Annotated in this window: 14 protein-coding genes; 6 read left to right on the top strand and 8 right to left on the bottom strand. The window is 37.3% G+C overall.

The window, feature by feature from the left end; genetic code table 11:
* Window positions 1-4 precede the first annotated feature (4 nt).
* A complete protein-coding gene (locus B4N43_RS14825) occupies window positions 5-1,516 on the top strand; it encodes a SusD/RagB family nutrient-binding outer membrane lipoprotein (protein WP_286735462.1) in 1,512 nt (503 codons plus the stop codon).
* A 444-nt stretch (window positions 1,517-1,960) separates the two neighbouring features.
* Here B4N43_RS14825 and B4N43_RS14820 read toward each other — a convergent pair whose 3' ends face one another.
* The 5 genes from B4N43_RS14820 to B4N43_RS14800 all read right to left on the bottom strand — a co-directional run bounded on the left by B4N43_RS14820 (window position 1,961) and on the right by B4N43_RS14800 (window position 6,204).
* Entirely contained in the window at window positions 1,961-2,662 is a 702-nt protein-coding gene (locus tag B4N43_RS14820; protein WP_286735461.1) for a lycopene cyclase domain-containing protein, read from the bottom strand.
* Window positions 2,659-3,117, bottom strand: coding sequence for a sterol desaturase family protein (locus B4N43_RS14815; protein WP_286735460.1), 459 nt, complete (start codon window positions 3,115-3,117; stop codon window positions 2,659-2,661). The genes B4N43_RS14820 and B4N43_RS14815 overlap by 4 nt, the downstream gene beginning before the upstream one ends.
* A 9-nt stretch (window positions 3,118-3,126) precedes the next feature.
* Complete coding sequence (locus tag B4N43_RS14810) at window positions 3,127-3,963, bottom strand: phytoene/squalene synthase family protein (protein ID WP_286735459.1); 837 nt, start codon at window positions 3,961-3,963, stop codon at window positions 3,127-3,129.
* A 4-nt stretch (window positions 3,964-3,967) separates the two neighbouring features.
* Window positions 3,968-5,446, bottom strand: a complete 1,479-nt coding sequence (locus tag B4N43_RS14805; protein WP_286735458.1) for a phytoene desaturase family protein — start codon at window positions 5,444-5,446, stop codon at window positions 3,968-3,970.
* 116 nt (window positions 5,447-5,562) lie between these two features.
* Window positions 5,563-6,204 carry a MarR family winged helix-turn-helix transcriptional regulator gene (locus tag B4N43_RS14800; RefSeq protein ID WP_286735457.1) on the bottom strand — a complete coding sequence of 214 codons (642 nt, stop codon included), beginning with the start codon at window positions 6,202-6,204 and terminating at the stop codon, window positions 5,563-5,565.
* Window positions 6,205-6,485: 281 nt separating this feature from the next.
* On the opposite strand from B4N43_RS14800, the gene B4N43_RS14795 reads away from it, so the two are divergent.
* Both B4N43_RS14795 and B4N43_RS14790 read left to right on the top strand, forming a co-directional pair.
* Window positions 6,486-8,948 carry an outer membrane beta-barrel protein gene (locus tag B4N43_RS14795; RefSeq protein WP_286735456.1) on the top strand — a complete coding sequence of 821 codons (2,463 nt, stop codon included), beginning with the start codon at window positions 6,486-6,488 and terminating at the stop codon, window positions 8,946-8,948.
* A gap of 201 nt (window positions 8,949-9,149) precedes the next feature.
* Window positions 9,150-9,659 carry an STM3941 family protein gene (locus tag B4N43_RS14790; protein ID WP_286735455.1) on the top strand — a complete coding sequence of 170 codons (510 nt, stop codon included), beginning with the start codon at window positions 9,150-9,152 and terminating at the stop codon, window positions 9,657-9,659.
* An 83-nt stretch (window positions 9,660-9,742) separates the two neighbouring features.
* Here the strand turns inward: B4N43_RS14790 and B4N43_RS14785 are convergent, their stop codons facing one another.
* Window positions 9,743-12,088, bottom strand: coding sequence for a TonB-dependent receptor (locus B4N43_RS14785; protein ID WP_286735454.1), 2,346 nt, complete (start codon window positions 12,086-12,088; stop codon window positions 9,743-9,745).
* Between the two features lie 414 nt (window positions 12,089-12,502).
* Between B4N43_RS14785 and B4N43_RS14780 the strand changes: the two genes are divergently transcribed.
* Complete coding sequence (locus B4N43_RS14780; protein WP_182983732.1) at window positions 12,503-13,141, top strand: isochorismatase family protein; 639 nt, start codon at window positions 12,503-12,505, stop codon at window positions 13,139-13,141.
* 169 nt (window positions 13,142-13,310) lie between these two features.
* Here B4N43_RS14780 and B4N43_RS14775 read toward each other — a convergent pair whose 3' ends face one another.
* Entirely contained in the window at window positions 13,311-14,531 is a 1,221-nt protein-coding gene (locus B4N43_RS14775) for a TCR/Tet family MFS transporter (RefSeq protein WP_286735453.1), read from the bottom strand.
* A gap of 124 nt (window positions 14,532-14,655) precedes the next feature.
* Window positions 14,656-15,528, bottom strand: a complete 873-nt coding sequence (locus B4N43_RS14770; RefSeq protein ID WP_286735452.1) for a helix-turn-helix domain-containing protein — start codon at window positions 15,526-15,528, stop codon at window positions 14,656-14,658.
* 212 nt (window positions 15,529-15,740) lie between these two features.
* Here B4N43_RS14770 and B4N43_RS14765 point away from each other — a divergent pair, with 212 nt between their 5' ends.
* Window positions 15,741-15,920 (top strand): lmo0937 family membrane protein, encoded by a 180-nt coding sequence (locus tag B4N43_RS14765; RefSeq protein WP_286735451.1) that lies wholly within the window; start codon window positions 15,741-15,743, stop codon window positions 15,918-15,920.
* A gap of 38 nt (window positions 15,921-15,958) precedes the next feature.
* Window positions 15,959-17,155 carry a GAF domain-containing sensor histidine kinase gene (locus B4N43_RS14760; protein WP_286735450.1) on the top strand — a complete coding sequence of 399 codons (1,197 nt, stop codon included), beginning with the start codon at window positions 15,959-15,961 and terminating at the stop codon, window positions 17,153-17,155.
* Window positions 17,156-17,166 lie beyond the last annotated feature (11 nt).

Genomic DNA, 17,166 nt, shown 5'->3' with positions numbered 1-17,166 from the left:
GGAGATGAAATACACTATCATAAAATCAGCCTTATTTGCGATTACTTTACTTACAGCGAGCTCCTGTAAAGACTTTCTTGATGTAAATGATAATCCGAATGCGCCAATAAAAGAAAATTTAAGCCTAAATGCCAAGCTTCCGGCTGCCTTGGTCGTATCTGCCGTAAATGAATCTGTCCAACTGAATCAGATCGGTGGTTTGTGGGGAGGTTATTGGGGAACTTCAAATGAAGGAGTGAGTGCTTTTACGGCGTTAAAGACCTATAATGGTCCTGCGATAAGGGATACAAGAGACGGCATACCTGTCTGGGAATCCAATTATAACAACCTACTGTATTACAAAGAAATTTTGGATCAAGCCAATGTCGAAGATGCAAGATTTTATGCGGGGATCTGTAAGATCATGATGGCCCACCATTTCTTTACACTTGTTGACTTTTACAATAATGTTCCCTTCAGTGATGCCTTAAACGGCTCTGTTAACCTGCATCCGAAATATGAATCAGGAAAAGATGTTTATGCCAAGTCCGTTGATCTAATTACCGAAGGTATTGCAGATATCAAGGTTGCCTCTCTGTTGCCCACAACAGACGACGTTCTTTTCAAAGGCGATAAAAGCAAATGGACCAAATTTGGTAACACGCTCAAATTAAGAGCCTTGCTAAAACAATCGGAAGTTGCTAGTCAAGAATCCTATATTAAGCAGGAAATATCGAAAATTATCGAAGAAGGTTCAGGATTTCTTTCCGAGAATGCAGCTGTCAATCCGGGATATCTCAACACTGCAGCAAAGATGAATCCTTTTTACGAGACCTTTTATCGGAACAATGCAGGTGTGGCAGTAGCAAATTATGCCAATATCAGACCAACACAATTTTTGATCAACACGTACAAAGCCTATAACGACCCGCGCTTACAACAAAACTATACGCAGGTCAGCGGAGAATTTAAAGGTGTCCTTTTTGGAAATAATACCATAGCTGAGGAGTTTGCAGCGGTTAATACTTCAGCCTTAAAGGGTCCGCTGGAGAATGGTAATCAGCCCGCTGGGATTATAAAATCATTTAGCCAGTCAACCGTTCTCATTTCCTTAGCGGAAACTGCTTTTTTAGAAGCAGAGGCCATCGAGCGGAAATGGATCAGTGGCAACGCGAGTGAATCCTACCAAAAGGGAATTCAAGCCTCATTTAATTATCTGTTCAACCAAAATAATTACAATGCGCAATCCTATATAAACCAGAAAAGTGTTATTTATACGGAAGCGAGTAACAAAATTCAACAGATCATAACCCAGAAATGGCTTGCATTGCACAACATCAACAATATCCAGGCATGGAACGATTATAGACGTCTGGGTTATCCTGCAATACCAAATTCACTATCATCGCCAAGTTCAGGAGCGTATCCGTTGCGCTTTATGTATCCGGAGACAGAAATCAATACCAACAACGCCAACGTGCAAGCACAAGGAGAAAATGGAGTCCTGCTGGCAAGGGTATGGTGGGATACAAAATAGTATTGTTTATCAATATAGAAATTTAGATTAGAGAGCTAATGTTATCAATTGTGGGTAGCATTATTTGTCAGACGGGGTCCATTGAATGGGCCCCGTTCTTTTTATGACAAATTGCACTTTCACCTCCTGGACTTCCAAAATCATCATCAAGATTTCTCCATATCTAATGCTCATTTTTTTTACAATTACATTTAATGAATGAGGCCGTTATAATACACATACAAGTTATAATGAGACAGATCTACCTGCTTTTGCGATGGATAGCAATTTAACTTTTATTTTGGCCTTGGATTTTGGCTGGTGACGCCAGAAAATAAATTTGTACACTCCCCTAATGTCGGCACATTTTTCTAGGGTGGCACATTCAATACACATTATTGGGTCGATCCACAGGAAAATATGATCGGTCTTATTTTCACACAGGAATATATGGTTAACTCTTCTTTATTGATTGGATTCATGCGACTTACTTTGAAATTTTTTAAAAAAGTAAAGAACCCACAAAAACTGGGTGTATCCGTACACCGCATCTTCAACCGGAATCGTAAGTACCCTGATCCCCATAAATTCCATGGGATTGTAATTGACTATTGGAGATTCCAACCCTGTTCCGGTGAGTATACCATTGACAGGTAAAAAGCCTAACATAAGCAAGGTGAAGACGACAGAGGCCTGCGTAATCCATTGTATCCGAAATGCAAAGTGAAAAAGCACTAATGTCACGATGGTCACAGTAGCGGTAACAACTGTATAGATTCTGTCGGCATATCGAAGTGCCACCACAGCACATATAATGACACTCACAAAGACAACGATATTATTAAAGGCGGATAACGATTGTAATCTAAAAAATTTATCAATGCAGAAATAGGTGAAAATACAAGAAAAAGGGATGAAGATAAAGAATAACCATTCTTCCAATGGTAATCCAGCTATAACTAGGCCTAGGGTGTATCTTGTGTCAAACCACCATACTCCCCTACTGGTAAACCAGACATCCCAAGCTATAAAAAATACAGCAACAAGTGCTGCTGCCTTTAAAAATGGGACAAACTCACGATCGAACCGAAGCCGCTTGTCGAAGGATGCGACAAAACAGATTATGACCGTAAAAAATAAGATAAGCGAGTAAGTATATGGCATCATATTTTTTCATTGTTAGTATACATTTTAAAGTATTTCATCGGAACATATAAAAAGCCAAAACATTCGCCCTCCTCTTTGCCTAAATGTTTATGATGTTGTTTATGGGCACGACGAAGCGCCAAAAAGTAACGGTTATTTGTTTTACTCAACCATTTGAAGCGTTGATGGATAAATATATCATGCACAAAAAAATACGCCATACCATAGAGCATAATCCCTAATCCAATATAAAACAGATAATTGTAATCCCTTAACGAACCGAAATACATCAACGCGATGGTGGGAAGAGCAAAAATGATAAAAAAGTAATCATTCTTTTCCAAAAAGCCCGCATTGCTATGATCGTGGTGATCGCGATGTAATATCCAGAGAAAGCCATGCATAATGTACTTATGGATAAGCCAGGTTGCGCCCTCCATAGCGATAAAAGTGATCAATACTGTAATAAAATTCATAGTTCTATATTATAAGTAAGCAGCTTTGTAACGCAGATAGCTTTTGAAAGCAACATAGGCTTTTTGCACATTTGGTATCCTAATCCTACTTTCCAAAATTTCTTTTGAGGATTTTTTCCGAATCTTCGCAAACAGTGAAAGGTAATATCTGTAAGCTAGATAAACGCCAAATTTTGCCGATGCAGGCAATTTTTTAATTCCCAAAAGCGCTTCCTTAAATTCGCTGTGTATCTCATCCTCAATCTGGCTTTTGAGTGCATTATCGAAGACTGCCATATCCAGATTCGGAAAATAGGTGCGGCCAAGAACATGGTAGTCGTCTTTAAGATCCCGCAAGAAGTTTATTTTCTGGAATGCAGAGCCCAGTTTCATAGCGTAAGGTTTTAACTCCTCATAGCGCTGTCTATTACCTTCCGTAAAAACCTGTAAACACATCAGTCCAACCACTTCCGCCGAACCATAAATATATTCTTTATAACGTTCAGAATTATAGTCGACTTTATTCAGGTCCATTTCCATGCTATGTAGAAATTGGCGGATTAGCTCGATGTCAATAGCATATTTATTTACCGTCTCCTGGAAAGATTGTAATATCGGATTTAATGAAATACCTTCCTCAAGCGCACAGTTTGTCTCGAGGTATAACCGCGCCAGCAATCGCTGCTTATCATAACCATGAAAACTGTCCACTATTTCATCAGCCAATCGTACATAGCCATAAATCGCATAAATACTAGCCCTAATGCTGGGCTTTAGTGCCAAAATACCGAGCGAGAAACTTGTACTATACTTTTCAGTTGTTTTTTTGCTTACTTCATAAGCGAGTTCATCAAATAGCTTTTTCATGGTCTTATGTTTTACGATATAATTCAATGGCTTCTTTGGCAACAATTTTCCCTGATAAAATGGATGGAGGCACCCCGGGACCAGGAACCGTCAGCTGACCTGAATAAAAAAGATTATGGACTTTCTTATTTCTGATCTTGGGTTTCCATACCGCTGTCTGTTTCAATGTATTTGCTAGTCCATAAGCATTTCCAGCGTAAGCATTATAATCGCTGGTAAAGTCGCTTACACAGTAACTTCTCTTGTATGCAATCTGTTCATATAGGTTTTTTGTACCGGTACGCTTTTCCAAGCGCTTTAACATCTTAATTAGATATTTTTCACGTGTTTCATCATCGTCCGAGATAGCAGTCGCCAAGGGCATTAATAAGAAGAGATTCTCACTGTTTGCAGGAGCTACATGAGGATCCGTTTTGGATGGACAACATACATAGAACAGCGGATTTTCAGGCCACTTTTTTTCACCATAGATACAGTCAATATGATCATCCAACGGATGCTCAAAGAAAAGTGTGTGGTGTGTTAGATTTGGAATGGACGATTTCATCCCCAGATAATATATCAAACTTGAGGGGGCAAAGGTCCTGCTCTTCCAATAATCATCATCGTAGTTTCTCAACTCCTTGGCAAGTAGTGTTTCGATATGGTGATAATCGGCCGATGCAACCACGAGATCAAATGGATGATTCACGCCATTAACAACTAATGAAGTGATCTTATTCTTTTCAATATTTAACGTATCAACATTATGATCAAAATGAAAAGTGACTCCTTGTCTCTCCGCTACTTGTTGCATCGCCAGTACCAATTGAAAAAAGCCCCCTTTCGGATAATGGGTACCCAGTGCATAACCGCCGTAGTTCATCAGGCTATATAATGCCGGAATATCCTTGGGTGAAGCTCCCAAAAATATAACCGGAAATTCCATCAATGTCCGCAATCTTTGGTCCTTAAAATATTTGGCAACATAGAATCGAAAATTGGAAAGCAAATCTAGCTTCAAAGCGCTAAGTGCAATTTTTGGAGAAAGGAATTCACTCCAATTGTGACAGGGCTTATTGACAAAATCACGCATGCCGACTTCATACTTAAATTTTGCAGCCTCCATAAATCGATCCAATTGCGTACCCGCCCCAGATTCGGTCTGTTCAAATAATTGTTTTAACTCCTGATAGGATTCAGGTACTCGAATCTGTCCGGAGTTAAATATCATTTCAAATTGTGGATTGAGTGATATAAGCTCAAAAAAATCAGCTGTACTGCATCCAAAATCCGAAAAAAAGGACTCAATAATATCAGGCATCCAGTACCAGCTCGGTCCCATATCAAATTTAAATCCTTCTGTTGTACTAAACTGCCTCGCCCTTCCACCGGGCTGCATATGTTTCTCAAAAACATGCACATCGTATCCTGCCTGCGCAAGATAGGCCGCCGCTGAAAGACCCGAAAAACCTGCACCAATAACTGCTACCTTCTTTTTCATTTTTGTTTTTTTAGCTGAACTACTTGGGTAATCCCCCCAATAGATTTACTGACACTGCAATATGGTAATGTACACATTGTAGTGCTTTTGTTATTTCTATCGCATCTCGGTATGGACTATAACTTCACTTGCTCCAGCAATTTTTCCGGTGAAATATTTCTATCATAGATTAATTGATGAAATTTGCTCAATTTATTCAATAAACTTATCAGTGTTATTTTTTCACTATAGGTCAAATCACCTGAAACAATCTGCGTAGCATGACGTATTTTTCCCATTTGTCGATCCAATGCCGATAAGCCATCTTCCGTGATATAAAGCACCTTACTTCGCCGGTCCAGTTTTGAATCTTGTTGACCGATCCATCTTTGTTTGATCAAACGGTTTATAATAGCCATGCCGGCCGGCTTTTCATGAATATTCCTTCTGATCAACTCCATTTTTGTCATCTCACCAAAGGATCGTAGGGTAATAAGGTATATAAACTCTTCTTGTGTGGAAAAATCAGATTCCCAAATAGCAGCCTTTGAATAACTTTTTGCAAACCTATTCATATGCACTATTAATGTGCTGATTACACTCTCTGGACTACGCCCATTTTCCTTACCGTCCCAATTAGGCTCGACTAGAACATCGGTTTCCTTTGTTACTATCCAACGTTTAAATCCATCAGCGTCAGTGCTGTAGATTCCATCTACGTTTTCCTGTTCAAATTCTTCAACTAATACAATGATTTCTTTTAAAAGCTGATATTTCATACTCTTTATTTAGAACATAAATATACTATATTTGTTTTAATTATTTTAAAAAAGAATATTTTTAGAATAAAAATAAACCAAAAGAAATCTCTATTTGAGTGGTAATTTTGACAAACTGCATCCCATATCGGGCTGTGCTTTGAGCATAAGAAGACCTAGGTGGCAAATTTATAATCATGTTTATTATAAATCGTGCAACATTTTTTCCATGAGTTCGACTAACCTATAGTCATTAACTACAAACAATTGTCATCAGGCTTTAGTACAAGCAACTTAAATATATGAATATCTTAAAAAAAATTGCCCTAGTTCTCCCAAATCTCTTGTTTTTTGCTATCTCTCATGCTTCATGCAACACGACTACCATTTCAATCATCGATTCAACCTTTACTGTTACAGGCAAAGTAATCGATTCTATTACGAAAGAACCCGTTCATTTAGTTTCAATATACCTGATGGATCATCAAAGTAGCAGCACCCCTGTCAAAACAGTGGTGACAAATGAAAGCGGAGGCTTCCAATTGACCCATAGTGAGCGTTCATTTTACCTAAAAATCAACCACCTTGGCTTTCAGCCTCAGATAAAAAGAATTGAAACGCCGAGCGGGAGCAATATAGATATCGGTACTATAAGGCTTCATAAGATTGACAATAAACTTGAGGAGGTTGCGGTTTCTTCCAAGAGACCTACCTTGGAGCTAATTACCGGTGGGTATAGATTTAATGCGGAAAACAATATATTAGGCAATAGTACAAATATAGCAGAACTGCTCAAGCAGGTACCGGGATTAACCGTTGATGAAATGGAAGGCAAATTACAATTGCTCGGAAAGGGGGCTACTGTATTGATAAATGGTCGAAAAGTCAATTTGGGTGGTCAGGATTTATTGAACTACCTGAAATCTCTACCGAGCAACGAGGTCTTGTCTGTTAATGTGCTTACCAGTCCAGGCGCAGCATATGATTCCGCAGGAGACGGAGGTGTGTTAGATATCAGACTTAAGAAAAATTCCAATTTGGGCTTCTTTGGGTCGGCAAGTACAAGTGTTTCTACCCTTTGGGGAACGGACCAATCGCTTAATTTAAATCTAAAAAAAAGTAAGTTTGAAATTTCATTGGGCTATAATTTTTCATATGGTGAAAATTTACATAAGCGAAACGATCTTATAAAAAACTATTTCTTACCTGATTCTAGTTATCTCTATAGACAAGAGCAGGTTAGTGAAAGATCCCAAAAGACACATTCCATGAAAATCAATACACTTTATAATATTGATTCAACAAGTACACTCTCTTTTAATTATTGGTACGCCAGCTTTTATGGTAAATTTCCAAATGAACGAGACGCCACGATCTATAATCGGAAAAATGAATTTCAAAGGCAGCTTAAACAGCGGGACTTCATGTTTTTAGACAATAATTTCCATATCGTCGATTTGATCTACGACAAAGATTTCAAAAAGAAAAACAAGCTTTCGATCGGTCTGAATTATGCTAAATACTCGAACGAGAATAACACTTCATTCTGGAGAAAGGCATATAATTTTTCTAACACGGAAATAAATTCCTCAGAAAATGATAGCAGAAATTTTATTATTACGAGACCATATGAAATCTGGACCTTCAATACAGACTACAAAGCTAACATCGGAAAGGGTACTGATCTAAAATTTGGTGTAAAATATGCCCGTGCAAATACAGAAAGCTTCTTTAAGATTCTGACCACAGATGGAAATATCGTCGAAGGAGAAGCAAATATTGAAAATAAGGTTCAATATAACGAAAATATACTTGCTGCTTATTCTTCTCTGAGTGGTAAATATAAACACTTCTTCTTCGATGTAGGCTTGCGACTAGAATCATTCGATTATAAATTACGATCGCTTTCAACTGACGAACAGATTAAAAACAACTATCTTAATCCATTTCCCAACTTTAATGTACGATATAATTTCGAGGACCTTAAAAACAGCATTGCTTTATCGGGGAACAGAAGAATCGAACGACCAGGTTATAACATGCTCAATCCATTTGCGGTGACCAATAATCCCATCTATTTTACCAACGGCAACACACAGTTGAAGCCATATTTTGCAAATAGACTAGATTTGCAATATTCACATAAGTGGAATACCAACCACTCACTGATCTTTTCTTTATATGGAAACTCCTCGAAGAATATGTTTACCTATATCTCAAGATATAATGAGGAGGTTGGAAGTCCAGAGTTTAACTATTATAATGATTATAATCTAAACCAAATTGGAGGTTATGTCATGTCGCAAAACAAATTTGGAAGCAGCGTGAATGTCAGTACATATTTATCGGCCCAACGACCGACTTTCAGATCGAATAATACAGAAGATATTTTGTTACCTGGGATTGTCAACTTTAGTGGGTCGATCAACACCTTTATTAATATTCTGCCAAAGACTACTGTTCAAATATTCGGCTTTTATGCTTCGAAAAGAAATAGTTTTCAAATGCAATATGGGGCAACAGGATATATCACGACGGGTTTACAACAAAAAGTGCTTCGGGACAAGCTAAACATATCCCTGACGATTGAGGATATTTTCAACTTACAAAAAGCACCTATTTCCATTTTAGGCAATGTGATTAGCATTGAAACAGTGAATAAATTGAAGTCACGCTATGCAAAATTGAGTTTCAGTTACAATTTCGGAAAGACCTTCTCCGCAAAACAGACCAAAAAGCTGGAAAAAGATTCGAGGATAGATTAACCCATCAATAGGTTAATCGTCAAAGATGATTCGTGGAAGGATAGCGCTGGATATAATTAAGTTTAGAAAATAGCTTAAATACAGATAGACCTCAAAATACTGCGAATTTAAAACGAATCCATACGAACTGAAATTCGCATGAAAATTTGAAAAGCGTTGTTTTAACTTAGTCCGATAAACATGTGAAAGAGAACGTTAATTATGAATGAGACTATCATAGAATTCGATAACAAAAAACGTCTGAAATTAGCACTATTTGGCTTGCTGTTGACGATAGCGGCTTTGGCATTTGCTTACTATATTTTCTTTGTCGCTGAAAAAATAAGAATTTTCCATGGAGCATTGATGTTGACCTTAGGGGGCTTAGGATGTTATTGTCTAATTGGCGGAGTAAAAAGCCTATTTGTTAAAGATCGGACTGGCCTAATATTGAACGCAAATGGCATTCGATATAATGGTACGCCAGTAGGAATAAAAGCTGGGACTGTAAAATGGACTGCTATTCAATCTGTCTCGACAGGAATGGCCCATGGCGTCCATTTTGTTTTTTTGAAGCTACACCATCCCGAAAATTATATGCAGCAGTTCTCTCCACAAGTGCAACAACATGTGCTCGAAAATGGAATAGCCGTTTCGGCAGATCAACTGTCGCTTGATTTCAATACACTCAAAAAATTGATAGAAGAGTATTATGAGCGGTATAAGCGATAAAAAGAGGGAAAAGACTGGCTATAAACAAGCCCCTATAAAATCTTACAGGGGCTTGTTTCTATTAATCGTATCAAATTGTTGTATTACAAATCCAGTTGGATACCTAAATTCGCTATTGTTCCACTTCCTTTTACATAATAACGGCCTTCATTTGTCGCTCCCCTCACCTCCGCGTGCAGTGGAAAGTAATCATTATTAAGGATATTATTAACTGAAAAAATGAACGCCAGATTCTTTAATTTGTAGCGTGTTTGGAAATCCATCAGACCATAGCCCGAAATCGGATATTTGCCATAATTATACTCAGAAGGTTGAAACACATCCCGTTTCCCCAAATGTAAATACTGCAGATAGACATTCCACCGATCTGTCAATTTGAAATCTGCATTGATATTTACTTTAAAAGGTGAAATAATGGAATTATCCAATTTATCCTTGTATTTTCCCTCATTTTTCAAATCTTGTCTACCATCCATATACCCGAGTATAGTACCAAACTTCAACCATTCAACAGGGGTTACATCGACTACAAATTCCAAACCATAAATACGTTGAGGCACTTGAATCAGTTCATAATTACCTGGCGTTGAAGTTTCTGCGAAAGTACTACCCTTTTTGGAAGAGCTATAGTACCCTGTCAATTGGTAACTTAACATAGCATAGGTTCCATTTAGCCCCAACTCAAAATTATTGACAACTACAGGCTTCGGATCAATTTGACTCAAAGGTACTCCATTCCGTAATACAAGTCCTACATCGCCGATAGAGTACCCTTGTGAAAATGATACAAAGGGCTGCAGGTATTTTAATTTATTATACCTTCCCGCCAAATTGAATACAAATGCGTTTGAGTTGCTCTTATCTCCAGGAGTGACTTTCCCTGCTTTTGTTAGATCTCCTACTTTGAAATCCAAGTTTTCGTATCGCACACCACCTTTTAAGATCCAATATTCAGCCAGGTTAAACTTACTTTGAAGGTATAGGGCGCCACTTTTCATATTCATGTCGGGTGTCACTAATCCATCGTCCAACGTTTTTTGAACCGTGTGATCCTTTAAAAAATCTACTCCATAAATTAAAGTTACCTTATTGCTGTTGGATAGATCAAAGGGCGTACTAAAATTTAGTCTGGCTCCCTTATGATCAGAATATATTTGGTTGTAGCTTTCAAATACCGTGTTCATATCTTCATAATACAGACTCATATTTGCTGAGGTTTTACCAAAGTTACCATCATACTTTACATGAAAAGCCTTATTGTAAGGTGTCCCACCGTTAATCACTGTATCTGAAGGTATCCCTATAGCAGGTTTACTACCAAACTCTCCCTTAGTACCGACATATTTACTATCCTGAACACTTCTATAATAGTTACCCATAAGTTCAACACGATGATTATCGTTAATCTGATAACCAATCTTCGCCAAGGCATTATAACTTTTTGTCTCGCCCAGGCCATAAAATGGACTTACAATGATACCATCGGAGCTACGTACCACACCTGTTCGCGCAATCTTTCCTTGCACAACATAATCAAACTTGTCTTTCGATCCAGAAAATACTTGTGCCAAATTATACCCATATGTTTCATCTGGTTTGACCAAGCTTAGGGAATTATTTAAAGAGGTTGAAGAATGAAAGCTCCTGTCTGTCTTTGGCTTCTTTGTTATGTAATTAATTATACCACCGGCGGCGCCATTTCCATACATTGCAGAAGCACCATTGATGACCTCAATATGGTCAATTGCGCTAGCGTCTATCGTCTTCATATCTCTTCCGCCATTTCTTAAAGGAGTAGATTGTGGAATTCCATCAATAAGTACCAAAAAATTCCGACCACGTATTTTAGCAATGAAATTGTTTTGGCTTTCCTCACTGGGAGAGATACTTGGCACTTTCTGCATTAAAATATTGGGTAGGTTGTCATTTATCAGACGTTGATCTTCTAAAGTCTTACCTCCAATATAGGTAATTGATGATGGCACTTCGTCAATACTTTCAGCCAGTCGGCTCGCCGTTACGACAACTTCATTCAAATGATTACTTGTTTGCTCCATGACAAAGTCTGGGAGCTCGAGGGTTTCCCTTTCCAGTGCGATCTGCGATTTGATTTCCTGAAAACCAATATGCTTTACGGTCATGGAGTGAATTCCTTTAGGAATCTTTGAAAAAATAAAATTCCCTTCATGATCAGTCTTGGCGCTATTTATCCCGTCAATATTGACATACACATTGGACAAACCTTTCCCTTCTGAATTTTTCACCTTGCCCTTAATTGTCCCCGATTCTTGATCATTACCATTTTTCTTAACAGCAATCGGTCTTTCCCTTGAAAAACTTATTGCTGGAATTATGGAAAAACTTAAAACCAATAGACTGCTCGCTAATGTTGTTTTTTGGGTAATAAACCAAGATCTTGTTGTTTTCACGTGTTGAAGGTATTTAAAAAATCACTCGTCCTGTCCGCATATTGATATCTGTTTATTTCCAAACCTTTCTATCCGGGAAAGCCTGTTCTGAAAAAGAGATAATTACTATTTAGACTAATTATTATTAACGGCAAATATAGTAAAGTTGGGAAATACTTAAAGCTAAAAATTTAGAATAATAAGCGATCAAATATCTCGAGCGATTATTCTTTTAGAATGCAATAATGATAATAGCAGAAATGAACCTTAATGTACATTATGTTTTACGCTTGTTGTACTCCATTTTTTGCTGCTTCAACAGCCCCTAACTTTATCAAACAAAAGAAAACAGGTTCCTCTAGGTTATATTTCATGACATACCGGAACCATTGTCATTATTAAAAAATTAGTATTAACATTTTAAATCTTAAAATCATGGCACTTACAACAAGGATCAACGCGGACGATGTAGCATTTTTACTGATCGATCACCAAAGTGGTCTATTCCAGACCGTAAAAGATATTGAAGTACCTACATTAAGAAGTAATGTAGTCGCTCTTTCACAGGTCGCCGCTATTGAAAACATTCCTGTTATTACAACTGCTTCAGAACCAAAGGGGCCGAATGGTCCATTGATGCCAGAAATCCACGAAAATGCATCACATGCACAATATGTCGGACGTACGGGTGAGGTAAATGCCTGGGATACTCCAGCATTTGTTGAAGCTGTCAAAGCAACTGGTAAGAAAAAATTGGTTATTGCGGGTGTATTAACAAGTGTTTGTGTGGCGTTTCCTGCCATTTCAGCAATTTCCGAAGGTTATGAAGTTTTTGCTGTCATTGACGCTTCAGGTGATATGAGCCCATTATCGACACAAGTAACAATTTCTCGATTACAGTTGGCAGGCGTTATCCCCATTACGACCACAGCTGTAATTAGCGAAATATTAAAAAGTTGGAAACATACTGACGCTGCGAAATATGCACATGCACTTTCCTTGGTGATGCCTAATTATCAAGCTTTAATAGAAAGCTATTATAAAGCACAGGAAGTCGCACTAGAAAGCAAATAAGTATTTTTATTTTGTTTGACCATCTACGGGATCGCTTTTACATAAGTTTATCCCGTAGATTACCTTCCGCTTTCCTTGAAAAAATAAAGGACAAATGGACTGTAGCAAAACAGGTGTATCCTCCATCGTCTAAACCTTTAACATCGTCAGCATGTTTCTAGCCCATTGCTTAATGGTTATTATTTCGTTGAAAAACAAAATATATAATGATTCCACTCATGCAAATTAAAATGGATCCCAGAAAAAATGGCACTCCCGAAAATTGAAATAGCGCTTTATCCTGTGTAAAATAGTAGAATGAGTTTGTCATTACAGGAGGTCCAATAATAGATGTTGCACTTACCAAACTTGCCAACACTCCCTGAAGTTCACCTTGTTCATTTGAAGGAATACTCTTGCTAATAATGGATTGCAGTGCGGGTCCACAGATTCCGCCTAAGGAATATGGGATAAGGAAAACAAACATCATCCATCCTTCACCAGCGAATGCGAATAGCATAAGACCGATCGCATAAAAGAGTAATCCAAAATATACACTTTTCTCGTCGCCTAATTTAGGGTTTACCCATCTTATTAGAAATCCCTGTACCAATCCAAGTAATAATCCGAGCAACCCAAGTGATAAGCCAACCGTCCGTTCTGTCCAACTAAACTTATACATGGTAAAGAAATGCCAATTACTCTGCACGGCGTGAAGAGCGATATAGACCAAAATCAAGGCAACAACAAGGCGCGCTATTTTCGATTGTTTTTTCAGAAAATTAAATGTTCCAATAGGATTCGCACGTTTCCAATCAAATGGTCGTCGTTTATCCTTATCTAAACTCTCCGGCAGGAAAAACAGCCCATAGAGAAAATTCACTAGGCATAATAAAGCGGCTGCATAAAAGGGTACTCGAGCGCCGTAATATCCAAGTAAACCACCGATTACCGGGCCCAAGATAAACCCCATACCAAAAGCTGCGCCTATTAAACCAAAATTTTTGGTTCTATCTTCATCCGTGGATATATCAGCGATGTACGCACTAGCGGTTGAAATACTAGCCCCAGTCAGCCCAGCAATAATTCTTCCCAAAAAGAGCCAACTGATAGATGGCGCCAATGCTAATAATATATAGTCGATGGCAAATCCAAAAAGAGAAATTAAGATAATTGGGCGTCTACCATATTTATCACTGAGATTGCCCACTATAGGCGCACATATAAATTGTGTAATAGCATAAGCAAAGCCGAGCCATCCTCCATATTTTGCTGCTTCGCTAAGGTCTCCATGAATAAGTTCTGCAATGAGTTTAGGAACAACTGGAAGTATAATGCCCCAACCTGTAATATCAATCAACAGGGTAATAAATATAAACCCGATAGCTGCTTTTTTTCCTGTATTTTTCATGCCGTAAAATTAAACAGACGGAAAAAGGAGCTATTGACAATTTAATGGTGTTTACGTACCATTTGAAAGCTAATTCTACTTGAAAATCTGTAAATGCCTTCGATAGTTAAACGAATACCATCTATCACACGTTTCGATAAGTTGTTGGTGACAAACCAACAATTCGTTTGAAGTATCTGCAAAAGACGCTTGTTTCTTCAAAATGAAGTTCATTACTGATTTCTTTGATTGATAAATTAGAAGATTTTAATAATGTTTTAGCATGTAGAATTGTGATATGATCAATCCATTGTAATGCCGATCTTCCAGTTTTCTGTTTGAGGAAAGTTGAAAGATATTGAGGTGTTAAATGTAGTTTTTCAGCGTAAAATACAACACTTCTTTGTTGCCCGGCATACTTTGAAACGAGCAGATAAAATTCATCGATAATCTCATGCGTACGGCTTTTTACCAAATTTCTGTTATTTGGTAATTTAGAATAGACTTCAGAAATCATACTAACTAGCACCATGACGAGATGCCGTAGCATTTGTGTCTTATTGGGACTTGCTTTTTTATGGTAGAAGTTTTGTATAAGGGTCAATAATTCATTTTGGAGTTTAATTTCTTCCGATTGAAGTCTAATAATTGGCTGCCATCTTATTTGATTGTTCATTACAAACTCCCGTAGAACAGGAAATTCTGTAATGAAATCCAATGAAAGACCGATTGTTATAATTTCAGCATCTTCACTCAATGATTTTGTGTCGATCATCACTTGTGGCTGCAAAATAGCAATGTCCCCTTTATTTACGTCATATTCTAAGAAATGGATTTGAGATTTCATAGATCCCTGTACCATAAAACCTAATAATAAACCATCAAATATACGGCTATGACTTGTATACTTCTTCCCAGGGCCATGTCGTTGACTAAGAATAACTATGCCTTCCGTCTTTTTTGAAAGGTCAAGATTATACAATTGATAGACATTATCCAAAGTTATTAATAGAGCCATGTTCAAATGTCGTTAAAAAAAAACAGCATAACATGTGTTTTTCATCACTTTTACCATTTTCCTAAGGGAATCAATGTTTTAAGTCGTAGAAATTGAAGAAAAAAGCCGTTATACTAATGTAAAACGGCTTTTTTTGTAAGTTTTCTTATCAAGTTACAAAATTACGAAACGATTCTATTTAGATATTGTTCTTCAATAAAGAATAATATTATATGGAAGACCTATTATATTCGGTAGCTATTAGCGTAATGATTGTTTGGGCGATTACTTTTGTGGGCGGATTCATAACAGAAGATTTTATTCATATTCTTTTAATTATTGCAGCTATAGCATTTATATTTCGCGCAATAAAGGGTATTAGTAATTCTAAAGTGCACCAACCTCAACAGTAAGTCAAAGCTATTCGTAAACAAATAGACCGGCAGTAAAAATGACAATCCCAAACCAATTAAATCAAAATCAATGGTACGATAGGCATACGAAGAAGAGCGACTTCGACTCCTGTCAAAGAATTTTGGAGGCTTTATGTGGCCACACGAAAATGAGGTATGGCATGATACGCAGGAAAATTGGCCGTAAATGGGGGAATTGGTGCGTTTATGATTATCATTCTCAGAAGATCGTCAATAAAAACAGCGAAAACTACGTTAAAATATATCAGGAAATAAGGAAAGGTTTCTCACCTATTTACATTGACGATAGCGAGCATTGTTCTGTAGACGAATGGACGCAAGTTCTTCATGAATTCGGTTTAAAAAGCTATATCTCTTACCCCATTATTAACAAAAATAATTCTATTGTTGGACACTTGAGTTTCATGAATGCGGAACCTGTACACTTCGACCCAATTAAATTGGAGACGTTGCTCCCTGTTTGCAGTGATTTGATTGCAATAGATTTTAAAACTGCAATTGAACGTAGAAATACGAGAAGAAAGTTAGAACAGGAACTCAGTTATTCCAAAAACAGAGAACTCGTTTTATCGTCCTTGGCCCATGACTTAAATAATCCCGTCAGCATCGTAAAAGTGATATCGCAATATCTTGGCGCAAACATTAAAGATGAAAGCCAAAAAAACTTAATAAAGAAAATAGAGGAGGCTTCATCACGGGTAAAAGGTGTGATAGATGATATTTTAGATTTCAGTAGTATCCGTCTTCAAGACAGGCTAATTAGAATTAATGATCATTACCGCATGGATTCATTGATTAAGCAAATCTTATCGGAATTTGAAGTATTACACAATAGGGCACTAATCGCCAACATCAACCTTCCAGTTGATGTACCTTGTGATCATCAGAAAATGGGGCGGGCTTTCGCTAATTTAATTGGAAATGCTATAAAACATGGTAATCCTCATGAAAATATCGAAATAAATGCATGCATTCAAAAAGAAAATTTAATTTTTAGTGTTACAAATGAGGTCGCCTATCCTCAATATTCAGATCTTACAGATCTATTTAAGCCTTTCGTAAAAGGAGTCAATAGTAATGGGCTCGGATTAGGATTATTTATTGTGAGTGAAATAGTAAAAATTCATAAGGGAAAAATAGTCGTAAATTTAAAAGACAATAAAATTACTTTTAAACTAATGATCCCCATAAATTCAACTACAGTTGTTCAATAATAAAGTATGGA

Source organism: Sphingobacterium sp. UBA1897 (genome assembly GCF_002337775.1).
GTDB lineage: Bacteria > Bacteroidota > Bacteroidia > Sphingobacteriales > Sphingobacteriaceae > Sphingobacterium > Sphingobacterium siyangense.
The sequence above is the reverse complement of the archived record's forward strand: the minus strand, read 5'-3'. Positions and strand labels throughout refer to the sequence as shown.

Coding starts and splice junctions, on each gene's coding strand:
- B4N43_RS14800 (WP_286735457.1), bottom strand. CDS start 6,204: ATGAAATATCAGCTTTTAAAAGAAATCATTGTATTAGTTGAAGAATTT.
- B4N43_RS14810 (WP_286735459.1), bottom strand. CDS start 3,963: ATGAAAAAGCTATTTGATGAACTCGCTTATGAAGTAAGCAAAAAAACA.
- B4N43_RS14765 (WP_286735451.1), top strand. CDS start 15,741: ATGGAAGACCTATTATATTCGGTAGCTATTAGCGTAATGATTGTTTGG.
- B4N43_RS14775 (WP_286735453.1), bottom strand. CDS start 14,531: ATGAAAAATACAGGAAAAAAAGCAGCTATCGGGTTTATATTTATTACC.
- B4N43_RS14795 (WP_286735456.1), top strand. CDS start 6,486: ATGAATATCTTAAAAAAAATTGCCCTAGTTCTCCCAAATCTCTTGTTT.
- B4N43_RS14770 (WP_286735452.1), bottom strand. CDS start 15,528: ATGGCTCTATTAATAACTTTGGATAATGTCTATCAATTGTATAATCTT.
- B4N43_RS14825 (WP_286735462.1), top strand. CDS start 5: ATGAAATACACTATCATAAAATCAGCCTTATTTGCGATTACTTTACTT.
- B4N43_RS14780 (WP_182983732.1), top strand. CDS start 12,503: ATGGCACTTACAACAAGGATCAACGCGGACGATGTAGCATTTTTACTG.
- B4N43_RS14790 (WP_286735455.1), top strand. CDS start 9,150: ATGAATGAGACTATCATAGAATTCGATAACAAAAAACGTCTGAAATTA.
- B4N43_RS14820 (WP_286735461.1), bottom strand. CDS start 2,662: ATGATGCCATATACTTACTCGCTTATCTTATTTTTTACGGTCATAATC.
- B4N43_RS14805 (WP_286735458.1), bottom strand. CDS start 5,446: ATGAAAAAGAAGGTAGCAGTTATTGGTGCAGGTTTTTCGGGTCTTTCA.
- B4N43_RS14760 (WP_286735450.1), top strand. CDS start 15,959: ATGACAATCCCAAACCAATTAAATCAAAATCAATGGTACGATAGGCAT.
- B4N43_RS14815 (WP_286735460.1), bottom strand. CDS start 3,117: ATGAATTTTATTACAGTATTGATCACTTTTATCGCTATGGAGGGCGCA.